Below are 19,284 nucleotides of genomic sequence, written 5' to 3' on the forward strand. Positions count from 1 at the left end.
GCACCCGTACCCCTCGCCGACGGGCAGGCACGCACCGGCGCCGCCGAGGGCTCCCGCCGGGCGTGGCACCCTGGGGGCATGAGCAAGCGTGCCCGGGTACGAGCCCCTGAGCTGCAAGGACGTGCGTGGATCAACACGGGCGGTGAGGAGCTGGACCTCGCCGCCCTCCGCGGTCGCATCGTGGTTCTCGACTTCTGGACCTTCTGCTGCGTGAACTGTCTCCACGTCCTCGACGAGCTGCGGGAGCTGGAGGTGAAGCACCGGGACACGCTCGTCGTCATCGGAGTGCACTCCCCGAAGTTCGCACACGAGACGGAGCACCGGGCCGTCGTGGACGCCGTCGAGCGCTACGAGGTGCGCCACCCCGTGCTGGACGACCCCGAGCTGGCCACCTGGCAGCAGTACGCCGTGCGGGCCTGGCCCACGCTGGTCGTGATCGACCCGGAGGGTTACGTCGTCGCCCAGCACGCCGGGGAGGGCCATGTGCACGCCATCGAGCGGCTGGTCACGGAGCTGGAGGCGGAGCACGCCGCCAAGGGCACGCTCCGCCGCGGCGAGGGCCCGTACGTGGCGCCCGAGCCCGTCCCCACCGACCTGCGCTTCCCCGGCAAGGCCCTGCGGCTGCCCGGTGGCACCTTCCTCGTCTCGGACTCCACCCGGCACGCCCTGGTGGAGCTGGCGGCCGACGGCGAGACGGTGCTCCGCCGCATCGGCAGCGGCGAGCGCGGCGCGGCCGACGGCGGGCCGGACGAGGCCCGGTTCAGCGAGCCGCAAGGGCTGGCCCTGCTGCCCGACGGCCGGGTGGCGGTGGCCGACACCGCGGGCCACGCGCTGCGCGCCGTGGACCTGGCCACCGGCCGGGTGACCACGCTGGCCGGGACCGGGCGCCAGTGGCGGCAGGGCTCCCCGGCCGCCGGGCCGGCCCTTGCCACCGACCTCTCCTCGCCGTGGGACGTGGCCTGGTTCGCGGACCGGCTGTGGATCGCCATGGCCGGCGTCCACCAGCTGTGGACGTACACCCCGCCGGCGGGCGCGGGCACGGCGGGCGCGGGCCCGGCGGGCGGTGAGGACGCCGCCGGGGACGAGGCCGGCGGCGACGAGGCCGCCGGGGGCACCGTCGCCGCCGTCGCCGGGACGACCAACGAGGGGCTGGTCGACGGGCCCGCCGCGCAGGCGTGGTTCGCCCAGCCCTCGGGGCTCGCCGCCACCGGGGACCGGCTGTGGCTCGCCGACTCCGAGACCAGCGCGCTGCGCTGGGTGGAGCGGGCCGCTCCCGGCCCGGCCGGACCGGACGCCGGCGGAACGGGAGACGGAGCGGGAACGGGAGACGGAACGGGAGCGGGAACGGGAGACGACGGAGGAACCGGGGCGGGGAACGAGGCGGGACACGCGGAGGAGTTCGTCGTCCGCACCGCCGTCGGCACCGGCCTCTTCGACTTCGGGCACCGCGACGGCCCCGCCGGCCAGGCGCTGTTCCAGCACCCGCTGGGCGTCACCGCGCTGCCCGACGGCTCGGTCGCCGTCAGCGACACCTACAACCACGCGCTGCGCCGCTTCGACCCGGCGGCCGGCGAGAACGGCGAGGTCAGCACGCTCGCCACCGATCTGCGGGAGCCCTCGGACGCCGTGCTCGACGGTGACGAGATCGTCGTCGTGGAGTCCGCCCGGCACCGGCTGACCCGGCTGCGCCTCCCGGAGGAGGCGGTCCGCGTGGAAGCGGTGGCGCACCGGACCCGGCGCGAGCCCACCGCGATCGGCGCGGGGCGGCTCCGGCTGGACGTGGTCTTCCAGGCGCCCCCGGGCCAGAAGCTGGACGAGCGTTACGGACCGGCGACCCGGCTGGTGGTCAGCTCCACCCCGGAGGGGCTGCTGGCGGCGGGCGCGGGCGCGGACACCGGCCTCACCCGTGACCTGGTCCTGGCCGAGGGGGTGACGGAGGGCGTGCTGCACGTCTCCGCCATGGCCGCCTCCTGCGACGACGACCCGGGGCAGCCGTATCCGGCCTGCCATGTGCACCAGCAGGACTGGGGGGTGCCGGTGACGGTCACCGAGGGCGGCGCGGACCGGCTGCCGCTGGTCCTGGCGGGGCTCGACACCCCGTAGCGGCCGGCGGCCGGCGGCCGGCGGCTGCCGGCTACGGAACGCCGGTCCGCCCGGGGCCACGGAAGACGGTCGGCCCCGGCGCGGCAAGGCGCCGAGGCGCGCCGGGGCGGGCTCCGCGACAGAACGGCGTCCGCGGCCCCCCGGTGCGCGGGGGTGCGGACGCCGTTCCCGGATCAGGTGCCGTTCCGGAGCCGGAGCGCTGTACGGAAGGGCCGGGCGTCACCGGTAGTAGCGGGGGTCGTCGACCTCCATCACCGGAGCCGCGCCCGGGTGCAGCGCCTGTACCCGGCGCCGCCGCAGAACGCTCGCGTACACGGCGAGTCCGATGAGGCCGACCACCATCATGATGATGCCGACCAGGTCGACGTTGACTCCCGCGAGGTCCCAGTCCACTGCGAAGGTGAGGATGCCACCCACCGCGATCAGACCGATGCATCCGCCGATACCCATGGGGTCCGCCTCCTCGTTGGCCGTCCAGGCGTGATACGTAACCTTCGGCCTTCGGCTACCCGGGCCCCGGGGCTCCATGCGCGGGCCGGGAGCCGCCGGTGACGGGAGCGGGCCGGGGCACGGTCACACCCGTCCCCGGCGCCCCCGTCACACCTCCAGGAACGCCCGCATCACCGCCGCCAGCATCGGCGGGTCCTCGGCCCCGCACAGTTCGCGGGCGGAGTGCATGGAGAGGATGGCCACGCCGGCGTCGACCGTCGCGATCCCGTGCCGGGCCGCGGTGATGGGGCCGATGGTCGTACCGCAGGGCATGGAGTTGTGGGAGACGAACGCCTGCCACTCCACCCCGGCGCGCTCGCACGCGCGGACGAAGACGGACCGGCCGACGCCGTCGGTGGCATACCGCTGGTTGACGTTGACCTTGAGGATCGGGCCGCCGTTCGGCATCGGGTGGTGCCCCGGCTCGTGCCGCTCCGCGTAGTTGGGGTGGACGGCGTGGCCCGTGTCGGAGGAGAGGCAGACGGAGCCGGCGAACGCGCGGGCCCGCTCCTCGTAGGTGCCGCCGCGGGCGAAGACGGAACGTTCCAGGACGGAGCCGAGGAGCGGGCCGTCGGCACCGGTGTCCGACTGGCTGCCGTTCTCCTCGTGGTCGAAGGCGGCCAGCACGGGGATGTACGGCAGGTCCTCGCCGTCCGCCGCGGCCGAGACGAGGGCGGCCGTCCCGGCGTGCACGGAGAGCAGGTTGTCCATGCGCGGGCCGGCCACCAGCTCCTGGTCCCGGCCGAGGTAGGCGGGCGGTTCGACGCTGTGCGCCATCAGGTCCCAGCCGGTGATCTCCTCCACGGCCGCGTTGGTCTTCCCGGCGACGTAGGCCAGCAGATCGCCTTCCCGCGCGTCCCCCAGACCCCAGACGGGCGTCATATGGCGCTGCTTGTCCAGCTTCAGCCCCTCGGAGTTGACGGTCCGGTCCAGGTGGACGGCGAGCTGCGGCACCCGCAGCAGCGGGCGGTCGACGGCGAACAGCCGGGTGGTGCCGTCCCGCATCGACAGCCGGCCGCTGAGCCCGAGGTCCCGGTCGAGCCAGGTGTTGAGCAGGGCACCGCCGTAGATCTCGACGGCGATCTGCCGCCAGCCGTGCGCGCCGGTGTCCGGCACCGGCTTGACCCGCAGGTTCGGCGAGTCGGTGTGCGCGCCGATGATCCGGAACGGGGTCGCCGGGGAGACGCCCTCGGGGACGTACCAGGCGATGATCGCCCCGCCGCGCACCACGTAACGGCCGCCCGGCCCGTCCGCGGAGCCCTGCGAGTCCGCCGAATCGGCCGGGCCGGTCCAGGGGTCCGTCTCCTCCACGCGCCGGAAACCGGCGCGCTCCAGCCGGCTCGCGGCGGCGGCGACGGCGTGGTACGGCGACGGGGCCGCCGCGAGGAAGGACATGAGGTCGTCGGTGTGGCCGCGGGTGAAGCGGGCTGGTCTGCTCATGGGCTTCAGCATATGGAGGGCGCGTCACCGGCTCGAACGGGCTCGCGGTCCGCCGGGGTGGGCCCGCGGCGCGCGCTTCCACGCAGCGGCGGGGCACCGGCGAACAGGGGAACGCGAGCCGGAGGCGGCCGGTGGGCGGGCAGGGGAGGCCCCCGCCCGGCGGGACCTGCCGGGCGGGGGCCGGAGCGCCCCGGGCGGTGCCCCGGCGCGGACGGCCGGGGCGGGGCCGGGGCTCGCCGGCGCCCTCCGGTCACTCCCACCGGAGGGGGCACGGCAGTTCGGGCGGGTGGCCGGTGAGATGACCGGCCACCGCGGATGGCGCGGGCGGACCGGCCGGCCGCGGCGGACCGGCGGCCCGCCGCACCGGCCGGTCCGCCCGCCCGCCGGTCAGAAGGCGGACTCGTCCAGCTCCATCAGGGTGTTGTCCACCTTCTCCGCGATCGAGCGCTGGAGGGAGACGTCCGGCAGCACGGTGTGCGCGAAGAACGTCGCCGCGGCGATCTTGCCCTGGTAGAAGGCGCGGTCCTTGTCGGGGGCGGAGGGGAGCTTCGCGGCGGCCACCGCGGCGCCCTTCAGCAGCAGGTAGCCCACGACGACGTCACCGGAGGCGAGGAGCAGGCGGGTGGTGTTGAGGCCGACCTTGTAGATCGACTTCACGTCCTGCTCGGTGGCGGCGAGGTCCGTCAGCATGTGGCCGACCATCGCCTCCAGGTCCACCGCCGCCTTGGAGAGCTCGGCGCGGGCCGCGGCCAGCTCCTCGCCGCCCTCGGCGTCGGCCAGGAACTTCTTGATCTCCTCGGAGAGGGCGGTCAGCGCCTGGCCCTGGTCCCGGACGATCTTCCGGAAGAAGAAGTCCTGGCCCTGGATGGCGGTGGTGCCCTCGTAGAGGGTGTCGATCTTGGCGTCCCGGATGTACTGCTCCAGCGGGTACTCCTGGAGGTAGCCGGAGCCGCCGAAGGTCTGGAGGGACTGCGCGAGCTGCTCGTAGGACTTCTCCGAGCCGTAGCCCTTCACGATCGGCAGCAGCAGGTCGTTGAGGCGGTGGATGGCGGAGGCGTCCTCGCCCGCGGCCTCCTTGACCATGATCTCGTCCTGCACGGAGGCGGTGTAGAGGACCAGGGCGCGCATGCCCTCGGCGTACGCCTTCTGCGTCATCAGCGCGCGGCGGACGTCGGGGTGGTGGGCGATGGTGACGCGCGGGGCCGTCTTGTCGGTGAAGGCGGCCAGGTCCGGGCCCTGCACCCGCTCCTTGGCGTACCCCAGGGCGTTGAGGTAGCCGGTGGAGAGCGTGGCGATGGCCTTCGTGCCGACCATCATCCGCGCGAACTCGATGATCTTGAACATCTGGCGGATGCCCTCGTGCTTCTCACCGAGCAGCCACCCCTTGGCGGGCCGCCGGTCGCCGAAGGTCAGCTCGCAGGTGTTGGAGACCTTCAGGCCCATCTTGTGCTCGACGTTGGTGGCGTCGACGCCGTTGCGCTCGCCGAGTTCGCCGGTCTCCCGGTCGAAGTGGTACTTGGGCACGATGAACAGGGAGAGGCCCTTGGTGCCGGGCCCGGCGCCCTCGGGGCGGGCCAGCACGTAGTGGATGATGTTCTCCGAGAGGTCGTGCTCACCCGAGGTGATGAAGCGCTTGACGCCCTCGATGTGCCAGGTGCCGTCCTCCTGGCGGATCGCCTTGGCGCGGCCGGCGCCCACGTCGGAGCCGGCGTCCGGCTCGGTCAGCACCATGGTGGAGCCCCACTGCTTCTCCACCGCGAGCTTGGCGATCTTCTGCTGCTCCTCGGTGCCCTCCTCGAAGAGCACCCCCGCGAAGGCCGGGCCGGAGGAGTACATCCAGACCGCGGGGTTGGCGCCGAGGACCGTCTCCGCGAAGCCCCAGAGCAGGGAGCGCGGGGTGGGCGTGCCGCCCAGCTCCTCCGGGATGCCGAGGCGCCACCACTCGGCATCCATGAACGCCTGGTAGCTCTTCTTGAACGACTCGGGGAGCGGCGCGGTGTGCGTCTCGGGGTCGAAGACCGGAGGGTTGCGGTCCGCGTCGGCGTACGACTCGGCCAGCTCGTTCTCGGCGAGCCGGGCGATCTCGGACAGGACGCTCCTGGCGGTGTCGACGTCCATCTCCGCGAACGGGCCGGTGCCGTACAGCTTGTCGCGCCCGAGCACCTCGAAGAGGTTGAACTCGATGTCGCGGAGATTCGACTTGTAGTGCCCCATGGCGACGGCTCCGTAGCTTCGGTGAGGCGGCATACCTCTACTGCGTACCAGAATCGGTATCGCCATGATGCTACCGGTCAGTAATAAGACGCAAGCCCGAACCGGCCAAGTGTGACTCGTTACCCTGTGTGCCATGTACGGCTACGACCAGAACCCGGGCGCCGGGCAGGGTTACGCGCCTCCCCCGCCGCCCCCGCAGCAGGGCGGCTACGGCGCGCAGCCGGGCTACCCCGCCGAGCCGTCCCCGCCGTCGCTGGCCGGCGCGGTACAGGCGTTCACCACCGGCTCGATGTCGGCCGAGGACTTCCAGCACATCTTCTCGACCTCCAAGGTCTACTGCCCGCGCGGTGACGGCCCCGGCTTCCTGGCGCTGCACTCCACGCAGCAGCCGGTGATCCCGCTCTTCACCACGCTCAAGGAGTTGCGGGGCTACGCGGGCAAGGAGTCCAAGTACTTCACGCTCACCGGCGCCGAGGTGCTCGACCTGCTGCCCACGGGGTACGGCTTCGTGCTGGACATGGAGGGTGAGCACCGGATGGTCTTCGACGCCAAGGCCGTGGAGCAGATGGTCGACTTCGCCATGCGGCGGATGTACGGCTGACCGTGCCCGCCTGCGGTTCCTCGTGGGCCCCTGTGGCTCCCTGCCGGCCCTCCGCGGCTCGTACGGCCCGCCCGCCGCCCCGTCCGGGGTGGCGGGCGGAGTGATGTTCCGGCCCGGGAATGGCGGAGCGCCCGGATGTAGTTTACTGTTCAAGTAATCCATCGAGGAGGCCCGACATGCCCGCCGTGACCGTCGAGAACCCGCTGACCCTGCCGCGCGTGACCGCTCCCGCGGACGCCGTGGCCCGCCCCGTGCTGACCGTGACCACCGCGCCGAGCGGCTTCGAGGGCGAGGGCTTCCCCGTCCGCCGGGCGTTCGCGGGGATCAACTACCGCCACCTGGACCCGTTCATCATGATGGACCAGATGGGTGAGGTGGAGTACGCGCCCGGAGAGCCGAAGGGCACCCCCTGGCACCCCCACCGCGGCTTCGAGACCGTCACCTACATCATCGACGGGATCTTCGACCACCACGACAGCGAGGGCGGTGGTGGCACGATCACCAACGGCGACACCCAGTGGATGACGGCCGGCGCGGGCCTGCTCCACATCGAGGCGCCGCCGGAGCACCTCGTCGTCTCCGGTGGCCTCTTCCACGGGCTCCAGCTCTGGGTGAACCTGCCGGCCAAGGACAAGATGATGGCCCCGCGCTACCAGGACATCCGGGGCGGCACCGTGCAGCTCCTCACCTCCCCGGACGGGGGCGCGCTGCTCCGCGTCATCGCCGGTGAGCTGGACGGCCACACCGGTCCCGGGTCCACGCACACGCCCATCACGATGGTTCACGCCACGCTGGCGCCCGGCGCGGAGGTCACCCTCCCCTGGCGGCCGGACTTCAACGGCCTGGCGTACGTCATGGCGGGCAAGGGCGCGGTCGGCGCCGACCGGCGCCCGATCCACGTGGGCCAGACCGCCGTCTTCGGCGAGGGCGGCTCGCTGACCGTCCGCGCGGACGAGCGGCAGGACTCCCACACCCCGGACCTGGAGATCGTCCTCCTCGGCGGCCGCCCGATCCGCGAGCCGATGGCGCAGTACGGCCCGTTCGTCATGAACAACCGCGCCGAGCTCGCCCAGGCGTTCGAGGACTTCCAGGCGGGCCGGCTCGGCCGGATCCCGGCCGTGCACGGCATGACGGAGGACGGCCGGTAACCCCGCCGGGCACACGGCGCCGACGGGCCCTTCCGTGCTCGCCTCCCCCTGCCGCTGCCGGGCGTCAACCGGCGGCGGTGCGGGGGAGGGGGCGCCGGGGCCCGTCGGCAGCTTTCCGGACGGGCCGCGTGCGGCGCCCGCCCGCCGGGGCCGGGCCGGTGGAGGTCCGGGACCGGCGGTGCCGCGCCACGGTCCCGCCGCCCGTCCGCGCCGGGCACGGGGTCCCGGGGGAGCTCACCGGCGCGGCCGGCCTGCCCCTCCCGGCGGGATCTTCTCCGGGCGGGGCCGGTCCCGCCCCGGGCGCCCGGCACCGTTCAGGCCGCGAGGTCCTCGACCTCCGCGCTGAGGTCCGGCTCCGGGGGGCCGGGGGAGCCCTCGCCCTCGTTCAGTTCGAACCAGGTGGACTTCCCCTCGCCCCGCGGGTCCGCCCCCCAGGCATGGGCGAGCAGCTCCAGCAGGATCAGCCCGCGCCCGGAGGAGGCCAGCTCGCCCGGGCGGCGGCGGTGCGGCAGCTCGTCGCTGGAGTCGGACACCTCGACCCGCAGCCGGCGGTGGCCGGGCTCGGCGGTTCCGCCCTCCCGTGCGGTGATCTCCGCCACCACGACGGCGTCGCCGTCCGTGTGCACCAGCACGTTGGTGGTCATCTCGGAGAGCATCAGCTCCGCCGAGTCCACCTGCTCCGGATCCGTCCAGTCGTGCAGCAGCTCCCGCAGGTGGCGGCGGGCCAGCGAGATGCGTTCGGGCTCCGCCTGCGAGACGGTCATCACGATCCGCCGCACCAGGTGCGGCGGCTGTACGGCGGGGGCCCCGCAGCCCGGGCCGTTGCGGCAGACCATCAGCAGCACGATGTCGTCCTCGCGCCGGTCGGAGAGCGGACCAGCGGTGTAGTGCGAGGTCGGGCCGTGCACCGCGTCCAGCACGCTGTCGGCCAGGGCCTCCAGATCCTCCCCGGTGTGCTCCTCCATCGTCTGCATCAGCCGCTGCCGGCCGGTGTCCAGGTCGTGGCCGCCGGTCTCGATCAGCCCGTCCGTGCAGAGCAACATCAGCTCGCCCGGCTCCAGGACGATCTGCGTCGTCGGGTAGTCGCTGTCCGGGGCGACGCCCAGCGGCAGCCCGCCCGCCGTCTCCCGGGGCATCAGCGTGCCGTCGCTCTTGCGCGTGACGGGCTCGGGGTGGCCGGCCCGGGCGATCTCCAGGCTGCCGGTGCTCGGGTCGGCCTCGATGTAGAGGCAGGTGGCGAAGCGGGGATCGTCCGCCGGGTCGTCCAGGGACCCGGTGTCCCCCGGCTGGGAGCGGTCGGTCAGCCCCGCCAGGAAGCGGGAGGCGCGGGAGAGCACCGCGTCCGGATGGTGCCCCTCGGCGGCGTAGGCGCGCAGGGCGATCCGCAACTGGCCCATCAGGCTCGCGGCGCGCACGTCGTGCCCCTGGACGTCGCCGACGACGAAGGCGACCCGGCGGGAGGGGAGCGGGATCAGGTCGTACCAGTCGCCGCCCATCTGCACCCCGCCGCCCGTCGGGACGTACCGGGCGGTGACCCGCATCCCCGGGGTCTCCGGCACGGCGGGGGACATCATGGACCGCCGCAGCCCCACCGCCAGCTCCCGCTCGGACTCCTGGGCTCCGGCCCGGGTGAGCGCCTGCGCCAGCATCCGGGCCACGGTGGAGAGGATGGACCGCTCGTCCGGGGTGAAGGCGACCCGGTGGTCGAACATGGCCGACCACGCCCCCGTGGTGCGGCCGGCGACGATCAGCGGCACGTAGGCCCAGGAGTGCAGGTCGGAGTCGGCCACCAGCGGCCACATCATCGGGTACCGCTCCCGGAACACCCGCGGGGAGGAGAGGTACACCGCCCGGCCTGTGCGCACCACCTCGGCCGCCGGGAACGGGGCGTCCAGCGGCATCTCGTCGAAGAAGCGCGGCTTGTCGGCGTCCCGGCCCTGGTAGCCCACGTAGGAGAGCCGGCCGCCCTCGACCTTGAAGACGGCCAGCCCGGTCGGGGAGAACCCCGGCATCGAGAGGGAGCCCGCGACCCGCAGCACCTCCTGGGTGGAGCCCGCCTCCGCCAGCGCCCGCCCGGCGTCCAGCAGGAACGCCTCCCGGGCCCGCCGCCAGTCACCGGTGACCTTGGGCGGGGCGCCGGACTCGTCCGCCGCGCGGGGCTCCTCCGGCAGCTCCGCGGCGGTGCCGATGAAGTCGACGGTGCGGTCCTGCCGGTGGGCCTTGCCCCGGACGCGGATGCGCCGCAGCACCTTGCCGTCGTCACCGATCACCCTCAGGACCACCTCCGCGAGGGTGTCCTCCACCAGGGAGAGATCGACGATCTCCGTCATCTCCACCCAGTCCACCGGGTGGAAGCGGGCGCGGCTGTCGGCCGGCGAGAGCGTGGTGGGAAGGGCGGCCAGCCCCAGCAGCCGGGCCGCCTCGGCGTCCAGCTGGAGCTTCTCCGTGGCGTTGTCCCAGCGCCAGAGGCCGGTCGCCGTGGCGGCCAGGACGTCCTCGGAGCGCATGACCTCACTTTATGATGATTCACGGTATTCGTCGTGGTATGGAGCCGTGACAGGGAGCTGTTCGAGCCGGGCCGAGGGCCGGCCGGGGGGTTGGCGGCTACCGGTACCCTTGACGGGGCCCCGACGGGCCGGGCCCCCGGGGTGTCCGGCACCCCCGGGACCGCTTCCCCGACGATCCGACGACTTGGATGAGCGATGCATCGGTACCGGTCCCACACCTGCGGCGAACTCCGCGCCGCCGACGTCGACACCGAGGTGCGACTGAGCGGCTGGCTGCACAACCGTCGCGACCTGGGCGGCATCCTCTTCATCGATCTGCGGGACCACTACGGGCTGGTGCAGCTCGTGGCCCGGCCCGGCACCCCGGCCAACGAGATCCTGGGCTCCCTCTCCAAGGAGACCGTGGTCCGCGTCGACGGCCGGGTCAGCGCCCGCGGCGCCGAGAACGTCAACCCGGAGCTGCCCACCGGCGAGGTCGAGATCGAGGTCGCCGAGGTGGAGGTGCTCGGTGAGGCCGGCGCGCTGCCGTTCACCGTCAACACCGAGGACGGCGTGAACGAGGAGCGGCGGCTGGAGTACCGCTTCCTGGACCTGCGCCGGGAGCGGATGCACCGCAACATCATGCTGCGCTCCCAGGTCATCGCCTATCTGCGGCGGGAGATGACGGCGCTCGGCTTCCACGACATGGCCACCCCGATCCTCTCCGCCACCTCCCCCGAGGGCGCCCGCGACTTCCTGGTGCCCTCCCGGATGCACCCGGGCAAGTTCTACGCCCTCCCGCAGGCGCCGCAGCAGTTCAAGCAGCTGCTGATGATCGCGGGCTTCGACCGCTACTTCCAGATCGCCCCCTGCTTCCGCGACGAGGACGCCCGCGCCGACCGCTCGCCCGGCGAGTTCTACCAGCTCGACGTCGAGATGAGCTTCGTCGAGCAGGAGGACGTCTTCCGGGTGATCGAGAAGGTCATGACCGATCTCTTCACCGAGTTCGGCCAGGGCCGCGAGGTCACCTCACCGTTCCCGCGCATCCCGTTCCGCGAGGCGCTGCTGAAGTACGGCAGCGACAAGCCGGACCTCCGCGCCAAGCTGGAGCTGACCGACGTCAGCCACATCTTCGCCGACTCCGGCTTCAAGGCGTTCGCCGGCAAGCACGTCCGCGCGCTGGCCGTGCCGGACACCGCGGACCGGCCGCGGAAGTTCTTCGACCAGCTCGGCGAGTTCGCCGTCGAGCAGGGGGCCAAGGGCCTGGCCTGGGTCCGCATCGGTGAGGACAACGCCCTCACCGGCCCCGTCGCCAAGTTCCTCACCGAGGACGACGTGGCGCGGCTGGTCGCCGAGGTGGACGGCCGCCCCGGCACCGCGGTCTTCTTCGGGGCCGGCGAGTTCGACGAGGTCTCGAAGATCATGGGCGCGGTCCGGGTCGAGGCCGCCCGGCGCGCCGGGCACTTCGAGGAGAACGTCTTCCGCTTCTGCTGGATCGTCGACTTCCCGATGTTCGAGCGGAACGAGGACACCGGCGCGATCGAGTTCTCGCACAACCCCTTCTCCATGCCCCAGGGCGGCCTGGAGGCGCTCCGCGGCAAGGACCCGCTGGACGTGCTGGCCTGGCAGTACGACATCGTCTGCAACGGTGTCGAACTCTCCTCCGGCGCCATCCGGAACCACGAGCCGGAGGTCATGTACGAGGCCTTCGGCATCGCCGGCTACTCCCCCGAGGAGGTCGAACGCGAGTTCGGCGGCATGCTCCGCGCCTTCAGCTTCGGCGCCCCGCCGCACGGCGGCATCGCCCCGGGCGTGGACCGCATCGTGATGCTCCTCGCCGACGAGCCCAACATCCGCGAGACCATCGCCTTCCCGCTCAACGGCAACGCGCAGGACCTGCTGATGGGCGCCCCGACCGAGGTCGAGGAGGCCCGGCTGCGCGAGCTCCACATCAGCCTGCGGAAGCCGCAGGCCAAGCAGGAGCGGTAAGCCGCCGCACGACCGGGCCCGGGACCGCGTGGTCCCGGGCCCGGCTCATCACATGACGGGCCGCACCGGGAACACCTGCCCGGCGGGTCGCGGAGGGCAGCTCCACCGCGGTCCTCCCGCGGCCCGTCCGCCGACCGCGTGGGTTACTCCGCGCCGCCGAAGCGCTCGCGGTAGCCGGCCAGGTCGTCCTCGGTGATCTTCGCGAAGAGGACCGGGGGGACGGTGAAGGCGGTGCCGGCCGGGACGGAGGCCAGGGCCGCGGCCTCCTCGGCCGTGACCCAGGCGGCGGTGTCGTCCGCCAGGGCGAACGCGGCCCGCATGGCCCTGGCCGAGGCCGGGATGAACGGCTCGGAGACGACCGCGTAGAGGTGGATCAGGTTCATCGCCGTACGGAGGGTGAGCGCCGCCGCCTCCGGGTCGGTCTTGATCTCCAGCCAGGGGGCCTTCTCCTCCAGGTAGGAGTTGCCCGCGCTCCACAGGGCGCGCAGCGCCTGCGCCGCCTTGCGGAACCGGAGGGCGTCCAGGTGCCCCTCGTACTCCGCGAGCAGACCCGCGATCTCCTCGCCCAGCCGCCGCTCGGCCTCGCCGGGCTCCGCACCGGCCGGGACGGTGTCCCCGAAGCGCTTGCGGGAGAAGGAGAGCACCCGGTTGACGAAGTTGCCGAGGGTGTCGGCCAGGTCCTTGTTGACCACCGAGGTGAACAGCTCCCAGGAGAAGGAGGTGTCGTCCGACTCCGGGGCGTTCGCCATCAGGAAGTAGCGCCAGTAGTCGGCGGGCAGGATCTCCAGGGCCGCGTCGGTGAAGACGCCGCGCCGCTGCGAGGTGGAGAACTTGCCGCCGTAGTACGTCAGCCAGCTGAACGCCTTGACGAAGTCGACCTTCTTCCACGGCTCGCGGGTGGCGAGCTGGGTGGCCGGGAACATCACCGTGTGGAACGGGACGTTGTCCTTGGCCATGAACTCGGTGTAGCGGACGTTCTCCGCGCCGGCCCCCTCGTACCACCAGGACTTCCAGTCCCGGATCTCGCCCGCCGGGGCCGCGTCCGCCCACTCCTTCGTGGCGCCGATGTACTCGATCGGGGCGTCGAACCAGACGTAGAAGACCTTGCCCTCGGCGGCCAGCTCCGGCCAGGTGTCGGCCGGTACGGGGACGCCCCAGTCCAGGTCCCGGGTGATCGCGCGGTCGTGCAGCCCTTCGGTGAGCCACTTGCGGGCGATGGAGGAGGCGAGCGTCGGCCACTCGTCACCGGTGGCGTCGATCCACGCCGCCACCTCGCCGGCCAGCTTGGACTGGAGCAGGAAGAGGTGGGTGGTCTCCCGGATCTCCAGCTCGGCGCTGCCGCTGATCGCCGAGCGGGGTTCGAGGAGGTCGGTGGGGTCCAGCACCCGGGTGCAGTTCTCGCACTGGTCGCCGCGCGCCCGGTCGTAGCCGCAGTGCGGGCAGGTGCCGACGATGTAGCGGTCGGGCAGGAAGCGGCCGTCGGCGACGGAGAACACCTGGCGGATCGCGCGCTCCTCGATGAAGCCGTTCTCCTTCAGCCGGCGCGCGAAGTGCTGGGTGATCTCGATGTTCTGCTGCGAGGAGCTGCGGCCGAAGTAGTCGAACTCCAGCCCGAAGCCGTCGTAGATCGCCTTCTGGGCGTCGTGCTGCCCGGCGCAGAAGGTGTCCACCGGCAGGCCGGCCTCCTTCGCCGCCAGCTCGGCCGGGGTGCCGTGCTCGTCGGTGGCGCAGATGTAGAGCACCTCGTGGCCCCGCTGCCGCAGGTAGCGCGCGTAGACGTCGGCCGGGAGCATGGACCCCACCATGTTGCCCAGGTGCTTGATCCCGTTGATGTACGGAAGGGCGCTGGTGATGAGGTGTCGAGCCATTGCGGCTGCTCCCGGGTCGCAGGTGGATGCGCGCAGTGATGACGGTGCTGCGGGCCGCTCAATATCGTATCGGAGCCGCCGGCGCCACCCGCCCGTCATATCGGTGGGCGGACGGCACAACCGACGGCATGCGGACCGGATACCGACCGGACGCCGACCGGACACCGGCGGGGAACGTGTGCGGGCGGCGGGTCGTGGGGAGGACACGGGGACGGCCGCGGGATCCCCGCGGTGAGGTACGGGCGGCCCGGAGGCCGTCCCCGGCCCGGTCACCGGGGGTGGACGGAGCTTCCGGGGTGGACGGTGACGGAAGCCGCCGTTCTCATCCGGCACCCCGGGCGGCCGGAACGTTGCCGGAACCGCGCAATGTGCACCACGGGATCCGCTGCGAGGATGCGGGAACACACGGGAACGACGGGGGGCCCGGGTGGCACGGGAGGTGAGAGCCGGATGGCATGGTTTCTGGGACTCGGCAGCGCCGGGCTGGTGCTGCTGGTCCTCGCGCTGATCTTCGACGGGGTGCTGGACGGCCTGCTGGACGGGGCGTTCGGCGGCGCGGTCTCGCTTCCCGCCCTGGCCGGCTTCGTCTCGATGCTCGGCTTCGGCGGAGCCATCACCCTGGGCATCACCGGTGCCGGCCCCGTGGTGGCGACCCTCGCCGGCACGGTGGCCGGGGTGGTCACGGCCTGGCTCGTGGTGCGGCTGAGCCGGTTCCTGATGCGGGACGGCGCGGCGCCGGCACCGCGCTCCGCGGATCTCGTCGGGCTCGCGGGGCCGGTGGTGACACCGATCCCGGCGGGCGGCTACGGGGAGGTCATGCTCCGCGCCGGCGGGCAGCCCCGGAAGTACGCGGCGCGCAGTGAGGCGCCGCAGCCGCTCGGCGGGGAGGTCTGGGTGACCGCCACCCTGTCCGCCACGGCGGTCGAGGTGCGCGCCGTCGAACGCTGAGCGCCCGCCGGGGGCAGCCGGAGCCTGCCGGAGCCTCCGGTGGGGGAGCCGCCGGGGCCGGACCGGCGGGGGGCCGTACGCGGTGAGCCGCGTCACCGGGGCTCGTGGCGGCCCGGCCGCCGCGGGGCGGCGCCGCTCCGTACGGCCGCCCGGAGGGCGGTCCTCCCGGCGGGGCCTCGTCCCGGGCGTCCGGCCCGGGGCGCGGTACCGCGCCGTTCCCGTGCCGCGCGGAACCAGTTCCCGTGCCACGGGGGTCCCGGTTCCGTGCCACGGGGGGTCCCGGTTCCGTGCCGGGACACCGTCCGGGCGCCGCCGGTTCGTCACTCCGCGGGGGATGGGCGAACGGTCGCGGCGGCCCGGAATGTCATCGAGAAGCTGAGTTCTCACCAGTCCGCAGAGAGGCAGAAACATGAGCCCTGTGCTCTTCGCCGTCATCGGCGTCGCCGTACTCCTCGTCCTCCTGGGCGTCGTCGTCGTCTCGCGCTACAAGGTGGCCGGGCCGAACGAGGCGTTCATCGTCACCGGGCGCCGGGGGAAGAAGTCCGTGGACGCGGTGACCAGCCGCGTCAGCTATGACACCAGTGGCCAGAAGGTGGTCGTGGGCGGCGGCGTCTTCGTCGTGCCCTTCGTCCAGCAGCGGCATGTGATGGACCTGTCGAGCCGGCACATCCCGGTGGCCGTCCGGGGCGCGGTGACGCTGCGCGGCGTCAAGGTGGACCTGGACGGGGTGGCCATCGTCAAGGTCGGTGGTGACGAGGACGCGATCCGCGCCGCCGCCCAGCGCTTCCTCCAGCAGCAGGACGGGGTCGTCGGCTTCACCCAGGAAGTGCTCTCCGGCGCGCTGCGCTCCATCGTCGGCCGGATGTCCGTGGAGGACGTCATCCGGGATCGCGCCGCGTTCGCCGGGCAGGTCGCGGAGGAGGCCGAGGCCAGCCTCTCCGGGCAGGGGCTCGTCCTGGACACCTTCCAGATCCAGGACATCTCCGCCGAGGGCAGCTACCTCCAGGACCTCGGGCGCCCGGAGGCCGCCCGCGCCCGGCAGGAGGCCGACACCGCCGAGGCCGACGCCCGCCGCATCGCCGAGCAGGCGCGGCTGCGCGCCGAGGAGGAGATCGCCGTCGCCCAGCGGGTGCTGGCGCTGCGACAGGCGGAGATCCAGGCGGAGACGGACGCCGCGGCCGCCCGGGCCGCCGCCGCCGGCCCGCTGGCGGAGGCCGCGCGCCAGCAGGAGGTGCTGAGCGAGCAGGAGAAGGTCGCCGAGCGGCAGGCCGCGCTCAAGGACCGGCAGCTCGACACCGAGGTCCGCAAGCCGGCCGACGCCGCCCGCTACGAGGCCGAACAGCGCGCCGAGGCGGACCGCGTGGCCCGGGTGAAGCGCGCCGAGGCCCAGGCCGAGGAGTCCCGCCTGACCGGTGAGGGCGAGAAGCAGCGGCGGGCGGCGCTCGCCGAGGCGCAGGCGACCGAGTCCCGGCTCACGGGTGAGGGCGAGCGCCAGCGGCGTGCCGCGCTCGCCGAGGCCGTGCGGCTGGAGGGCGAGGCGGAGGCCTCGGCGGTCGCGGCGCACGGCGAGGCCGAGGCCGAGGCCATGCGGAAGAAGGCCGACGCCTTCGAGCGGTACGGCGACGCCGCCGTGCTCCAGATGCTCGTCGAGGTGCTGCCGCAGGTCGTGGGGAAGGCGGCGGAGCCGATGGCGGCGATCGACAAGCTGACCGTCATCTCCACCGACGGCGCCGGGAAGCTGCCGCGCACGGTGGCCGACAACGTCGCCCAGGGCATGGAACTGCTCGGTTCCACCACCGGGATCGACCTGCCGTCGCTGCTCTCCCGGCTGGCCGGCGGCTCGATCACGGGCGGCACGGACGGGGCGGGTGGTGCGGGTGGCACCGGTGGCACCGGTGGCACGGACGGCTCCGGCGGTGCGGCGGACGGCCGGCGCAACGGTGCCGGGAGCGGCACCGAGCGGATCGAGGCCGCGGGCTGACCGCACCGCTCCGCGGCGGGACCGCGGCGGGACCGCCGCCGGTCTGCCGACGGGGGACGGTGAACGGGGGACGGTGAACGGGGGACGGTGAACGGGGGACGGTGAACGGGGGACGGTGAACGGGGGACGGTGAACGGGCGCGGCCCGGGCGGCTGGAGAGCCTGCCCGGGCCGCGCCCGTCGTGTGCCCGCGTGTGCGGTGCGCGCCGTCCTCCGCTCAGACGGACTTGTCGCGCGGCGCGCTCCCCTCGGTGCCCGGTGCGTCGCCCGACGGGGAGGAGTCCTCGGCGGGCTTCTCCGGCGTGGCGGCCTTCTTGGCCGCCGTCTTCTTCGCCGTGGTCTTCTTCGTGGCGGTCTTCTTGGCGGTGCTCTTCTTCGCGGCGGTCTTCTTCGCGGCGGTGGTCTTCTTCTCCGCGGGCTCCGCCCCGGTGTCCTCGGCGGCCCCGGTGGTCTCGGTGGCCTCGGGAGCCTGGGTGGCGCCGGCTGCCGGGGCGGTCTCCGTGGGCCCGGCCGCTGCCTTCTTCGCGGTCGCCTTCTTCGTGGCGGCGGTCTTCGTGGCCGCTGCCTTCTTGGCGGCCGTCTTCTTGGCGGTGGCCTTCTTCGCCGTGGTCTTCTTCGCGGCGGTGGTCTTCTTCTCCGTGGCCTCCGCCCCGGTGTCCTCGGCGGCGTCGGCGGCCCCGGTGGCCTCGGTGGCGCCGGCTGCCGGGGCTGTCTCCGTTGGCTCGGCCGCTGCCTTCTTGGCTGCCGTCTTCTTCGTGGCGGCCTTCTTGGCGGTGGTCTTCTTCGCGGCCGTGGTCTTCTTCTCCGCGGTCTTCCTGGCGGCCGTCTTCTTGGCGGCCGTCTTCTTCTCCGGGGTCTTCTCGGCCGCCGTGTCCGCACCGCCGGCGTCCACCCGGTCCGTCTCGGTCGAGCCGGTGGTGCCGGTGGAGGCACCGGTGTCGGTGGCGTCGGCGGTGCCGGTGGGGCCCGAGCCGGAGCTGCGGAGTTCGGCCACCTCGGACCGTACGCCGGCCGTCGCGGCCCCCGTGTCGGCGGCGGCCTCGGCGGCCAGCGCGCCGGAGCCGTCGCCCTTCGCGTCCGTGCCCGCCTGCGCGGTGGCCTCCCTGACCTCGGCCTTGGCGTCCCGCACCGCCTCCGGCGGCGCGTCCCCGGACCACTCGGCGACCTGCTCCTTGAGCGCCTCCACCTCGGCGTGGGACTCGGCGCGCGCCTCGGCGGCGAGGTCGCGCCCGGGGGTGGGCGGCGTCACGGTGGCGTCGACCTCCTCGTGGCCGGCGGCCGGCTCGGGGACCGCCGTGAGGGAGAAGCCGTCCGCCTCCGATTTGGCCTGCTCCGCGGCCCGGTGGGCCTCGGCCGTGGCGTCGTCCTCCCCGGTGGGCCGTTCGCCGGCCGGGGTGGCCGCGGGGGAAGTGTCCCGCGTGGTGTCCTGGTGCGCGCCGTCCCGGGCGTTCTCCGAGGCGGCCGTCCGCTGCTCGGGAGGGCGGGGGGTGTGGTCGGCGGTCCGGCCGGCGGTCTCGTCGCCGGCCGTGCGGCGCTGTCCGGGAAGGGCGGCCTCCGCGGCGGCCTCCCCGGCCGCCTGGGCCTCCGCCGGCGTGCCGGTGCCGCTCTCCCCGCCACCGGCCGGGGGCGCAGGTTCCTCCCGGCCCGACCGGGACCGGCTGAACACATTCCGCAGGAGACTCCGAATGCCCATGGGAAGAAGCCCTTTACAAGTATCGGGTGTGAATGAACTGTCCGGCGTGGGGGATTCGTCCCTGGCCAGGACGGAGACACAAGGCTAGCCAGCCGGTGGCCGGGCCGGGACGGGCGGTCTCCGCGAAGGGCGGGGCGGCCGGCCCGCCGCGCGCCGTACCGGGGACGTACGGGCCAGGGGGACCGCCCGTTCGACCGGGATCGGGAGTTCGTCGGTCACGGTCGCTCCTCGCGCCTTCGCCGCGCTCCACCGCGCGGCGTCCCGGCCGAGCCGGCCCGGCCGGGCGTACGGCTCTGCGACAGCGTCCCAGAAGTCGACCCGGGTG

General features: G+C 73.7%; 12 protein-coding genes. 6 read left to right on the plus strand and 6 right to left on the minus strand.

Annotated elements, in window-relative coordinates:
- Positions 1-78: 78 nt before the first annotated feature.
- Positions 79-2,103, plus strand: coding sequence for an NHL domain-containing thioredoxin family protein (locus HCK00_RS01760; RefSeq protein ID WP_168099901.1), 2,025 nt, complete (start codon positions 79-81; stop codon positions 2,101-2,103).
- A gap of 219 nt (positions 2,104-2,322) precedes the next feature.
- Here HCK00_RS01760 and HCK00_RS01765 read toward each other — a convergent pair whose 3' ends face one another.
- The 3 genes from HCK00_RS01765 to HCK00_RS01775 form a co-directional block, all read right to left on the minus strand.
- Positions 2,323-2,553, minus strand: coding sequence for a DUF6458 family protein (locus tag HCK00_RS01765; protein WP_168099902.1), 231 nt, complete (start codon positions 2,551-2,553; stop codon positions 2,323-2,325).
- A gap of 147 nt (positions 2,554-2,700) precedes the next feature.
- Positions 2,701-4,032: a M18 family aminopeptidase gene (locus tag HCK00_RS01770; RefSeq protein ID WP_168099903.1), complete on the minus strand. Its 1,332-nt coding sequence runs from the start codon at positions 4,030-4,032 to the stop codon at positions 2,701-2,703.
- Positions 4,033-4,419: 387 nt separating this feature from the next.
- A complete protein-coding gene (locus HCK00_RS01775; protein ID WP_168100021.1) occupies positions 4,420-6,246 on the minus strand; it encodes an acyl-CoA dehydrogenase in 1,827 nt (608 codons plus the stop codon).
- Between the two features lie 133 nt (positions 6,247-6,379).
- On the opposite strand from HCK00_RS01775, the gene HCK00_RS01780 reads away from it, so the two are divergent.
- Together HCK00_RS01780 and HCK00_RS01785 are read left to right on the plus strand one after the other, a co-directional pair.
- A complete protein-coding gene (locus HCK00_RS01780) occupies positions 6,380-6,847 on the plus strand; it encodes an SseB family protein (protein WP_168099904.1) in 468 nt (155 codons plus the stop codon).
- 176 nt (positions 6,848-7,023) lie between these two features.
- The gene (locus HCK00_RS01785; protein ID WP_168099905.1) at positions 7,024-7,995 is read left to right on the plus strand and encodes a pirin family protein; all 972 of its coding nucleotides are present in this window, start codon (positions 7,024-7,026) and stop codon (positions 7,993-7,995) included.
- A gap of 314 nt (positions 7,996-8,309) precedes the next feature.
- Here the strand turns inward: HCK00_RS01785 and HCK00_RS01790 are convergent, their stop codons facing one another.
- Positions 8,310-10,502: an ATP-binding SpoIIE family protein phosphatase gene (locus HCK00_RS01790; protein WP_168099906.1), complete on the minus strand. Its 2,193-nt coding sequence runs from the start codon at positions 10,500-10,502 to the stop codon at positions 8,310-8,312.
- A 195-nt stretch (positions 10,503-10,697) separates the two neighbouring features.
- On the opposite strand from HCK00_RS01790, the gene aspS reads away from it, so the two are divergent.
- Positions 10,698-12,470: an aspartate--tRNA ligase gene (gene aspS, locus HCK00_RS01795; RefSeq protein WP_168099907.1), complete on the plus strand. Its 1,773-nt coding sequence runs from the start codon at positions 10,698-10,700 to the stop codon at positions 12,468-12,470.
- Positions 12,471-12,613: 143 nt separating this feature from the next.
- Here the strand turns inward: aspS and metG are convergent, their stop codons facing one another.
- A complete protein-coding gene (gene metG, locus HCK00_RS01800; protein WP_168099908.1) occupies positions 12,614-14,338 on the minus strand; it encodes a methionine--tRNA ligase in 1,725 nt (574 codons plus the stop codon).
- Positions 14,339-14,788: 450 nt separating this feature from the next.
- On the opposite strand from metG, the gene HCK00_RS01805 reads away from it, so the two are divergent.
- The gene (locus HCK00_RS01805) at positions 14,789-15,286 is read left to right on the plus strand and encodes an NfeD C-terminal domain-containing protein (protein ID WP_168099909.1); all 498 of its coding nucleotides are present in this window, start codon (positions 14,789-14,791) and stop codon (positions 15,284-15,286) included.
- 409 nt (positions 15,287-15,695) lie between these two features.
- Entirely contained in the window at positions 15,696-17,267 is a 1,572-nt protein-coding gene (locus HCK00_RS01810; RefSeq protein ID WP_168099910.1) for a flotillin family protein, read from the plus strand.
- 216 nt (positions 17,268-17,483) lie between these two features.
- Here HCK00_RS01810 and HCK00_RS26740 read toward each other — a convergent pair whose 3' ends face one another.
- The gene (locus HCK00_RS26740) at positions 17,484-18,932 is read right to left on the minus strand and encodes a hypothetical protein (protein WP_206319757.1); all 1,449 of its coding nucleotides are present in this window, start codon (positions 18,930-18,932) and stop codon (positions 17,484-17,486) included.
- Between the last annotated feature and the right edge of the window lie 352 nt (positions 18,933-19,284).

It is taken from the genome of Streptomyces zingiberis (assembly GCF_012034935.1).
GTDB classification, from domain to species: Bacteria; Actinomycetota; Actinomycetes; order Streptomycetales; family Streptomycetaceae; genus Streptomyces; species Streptomyces zingiberis.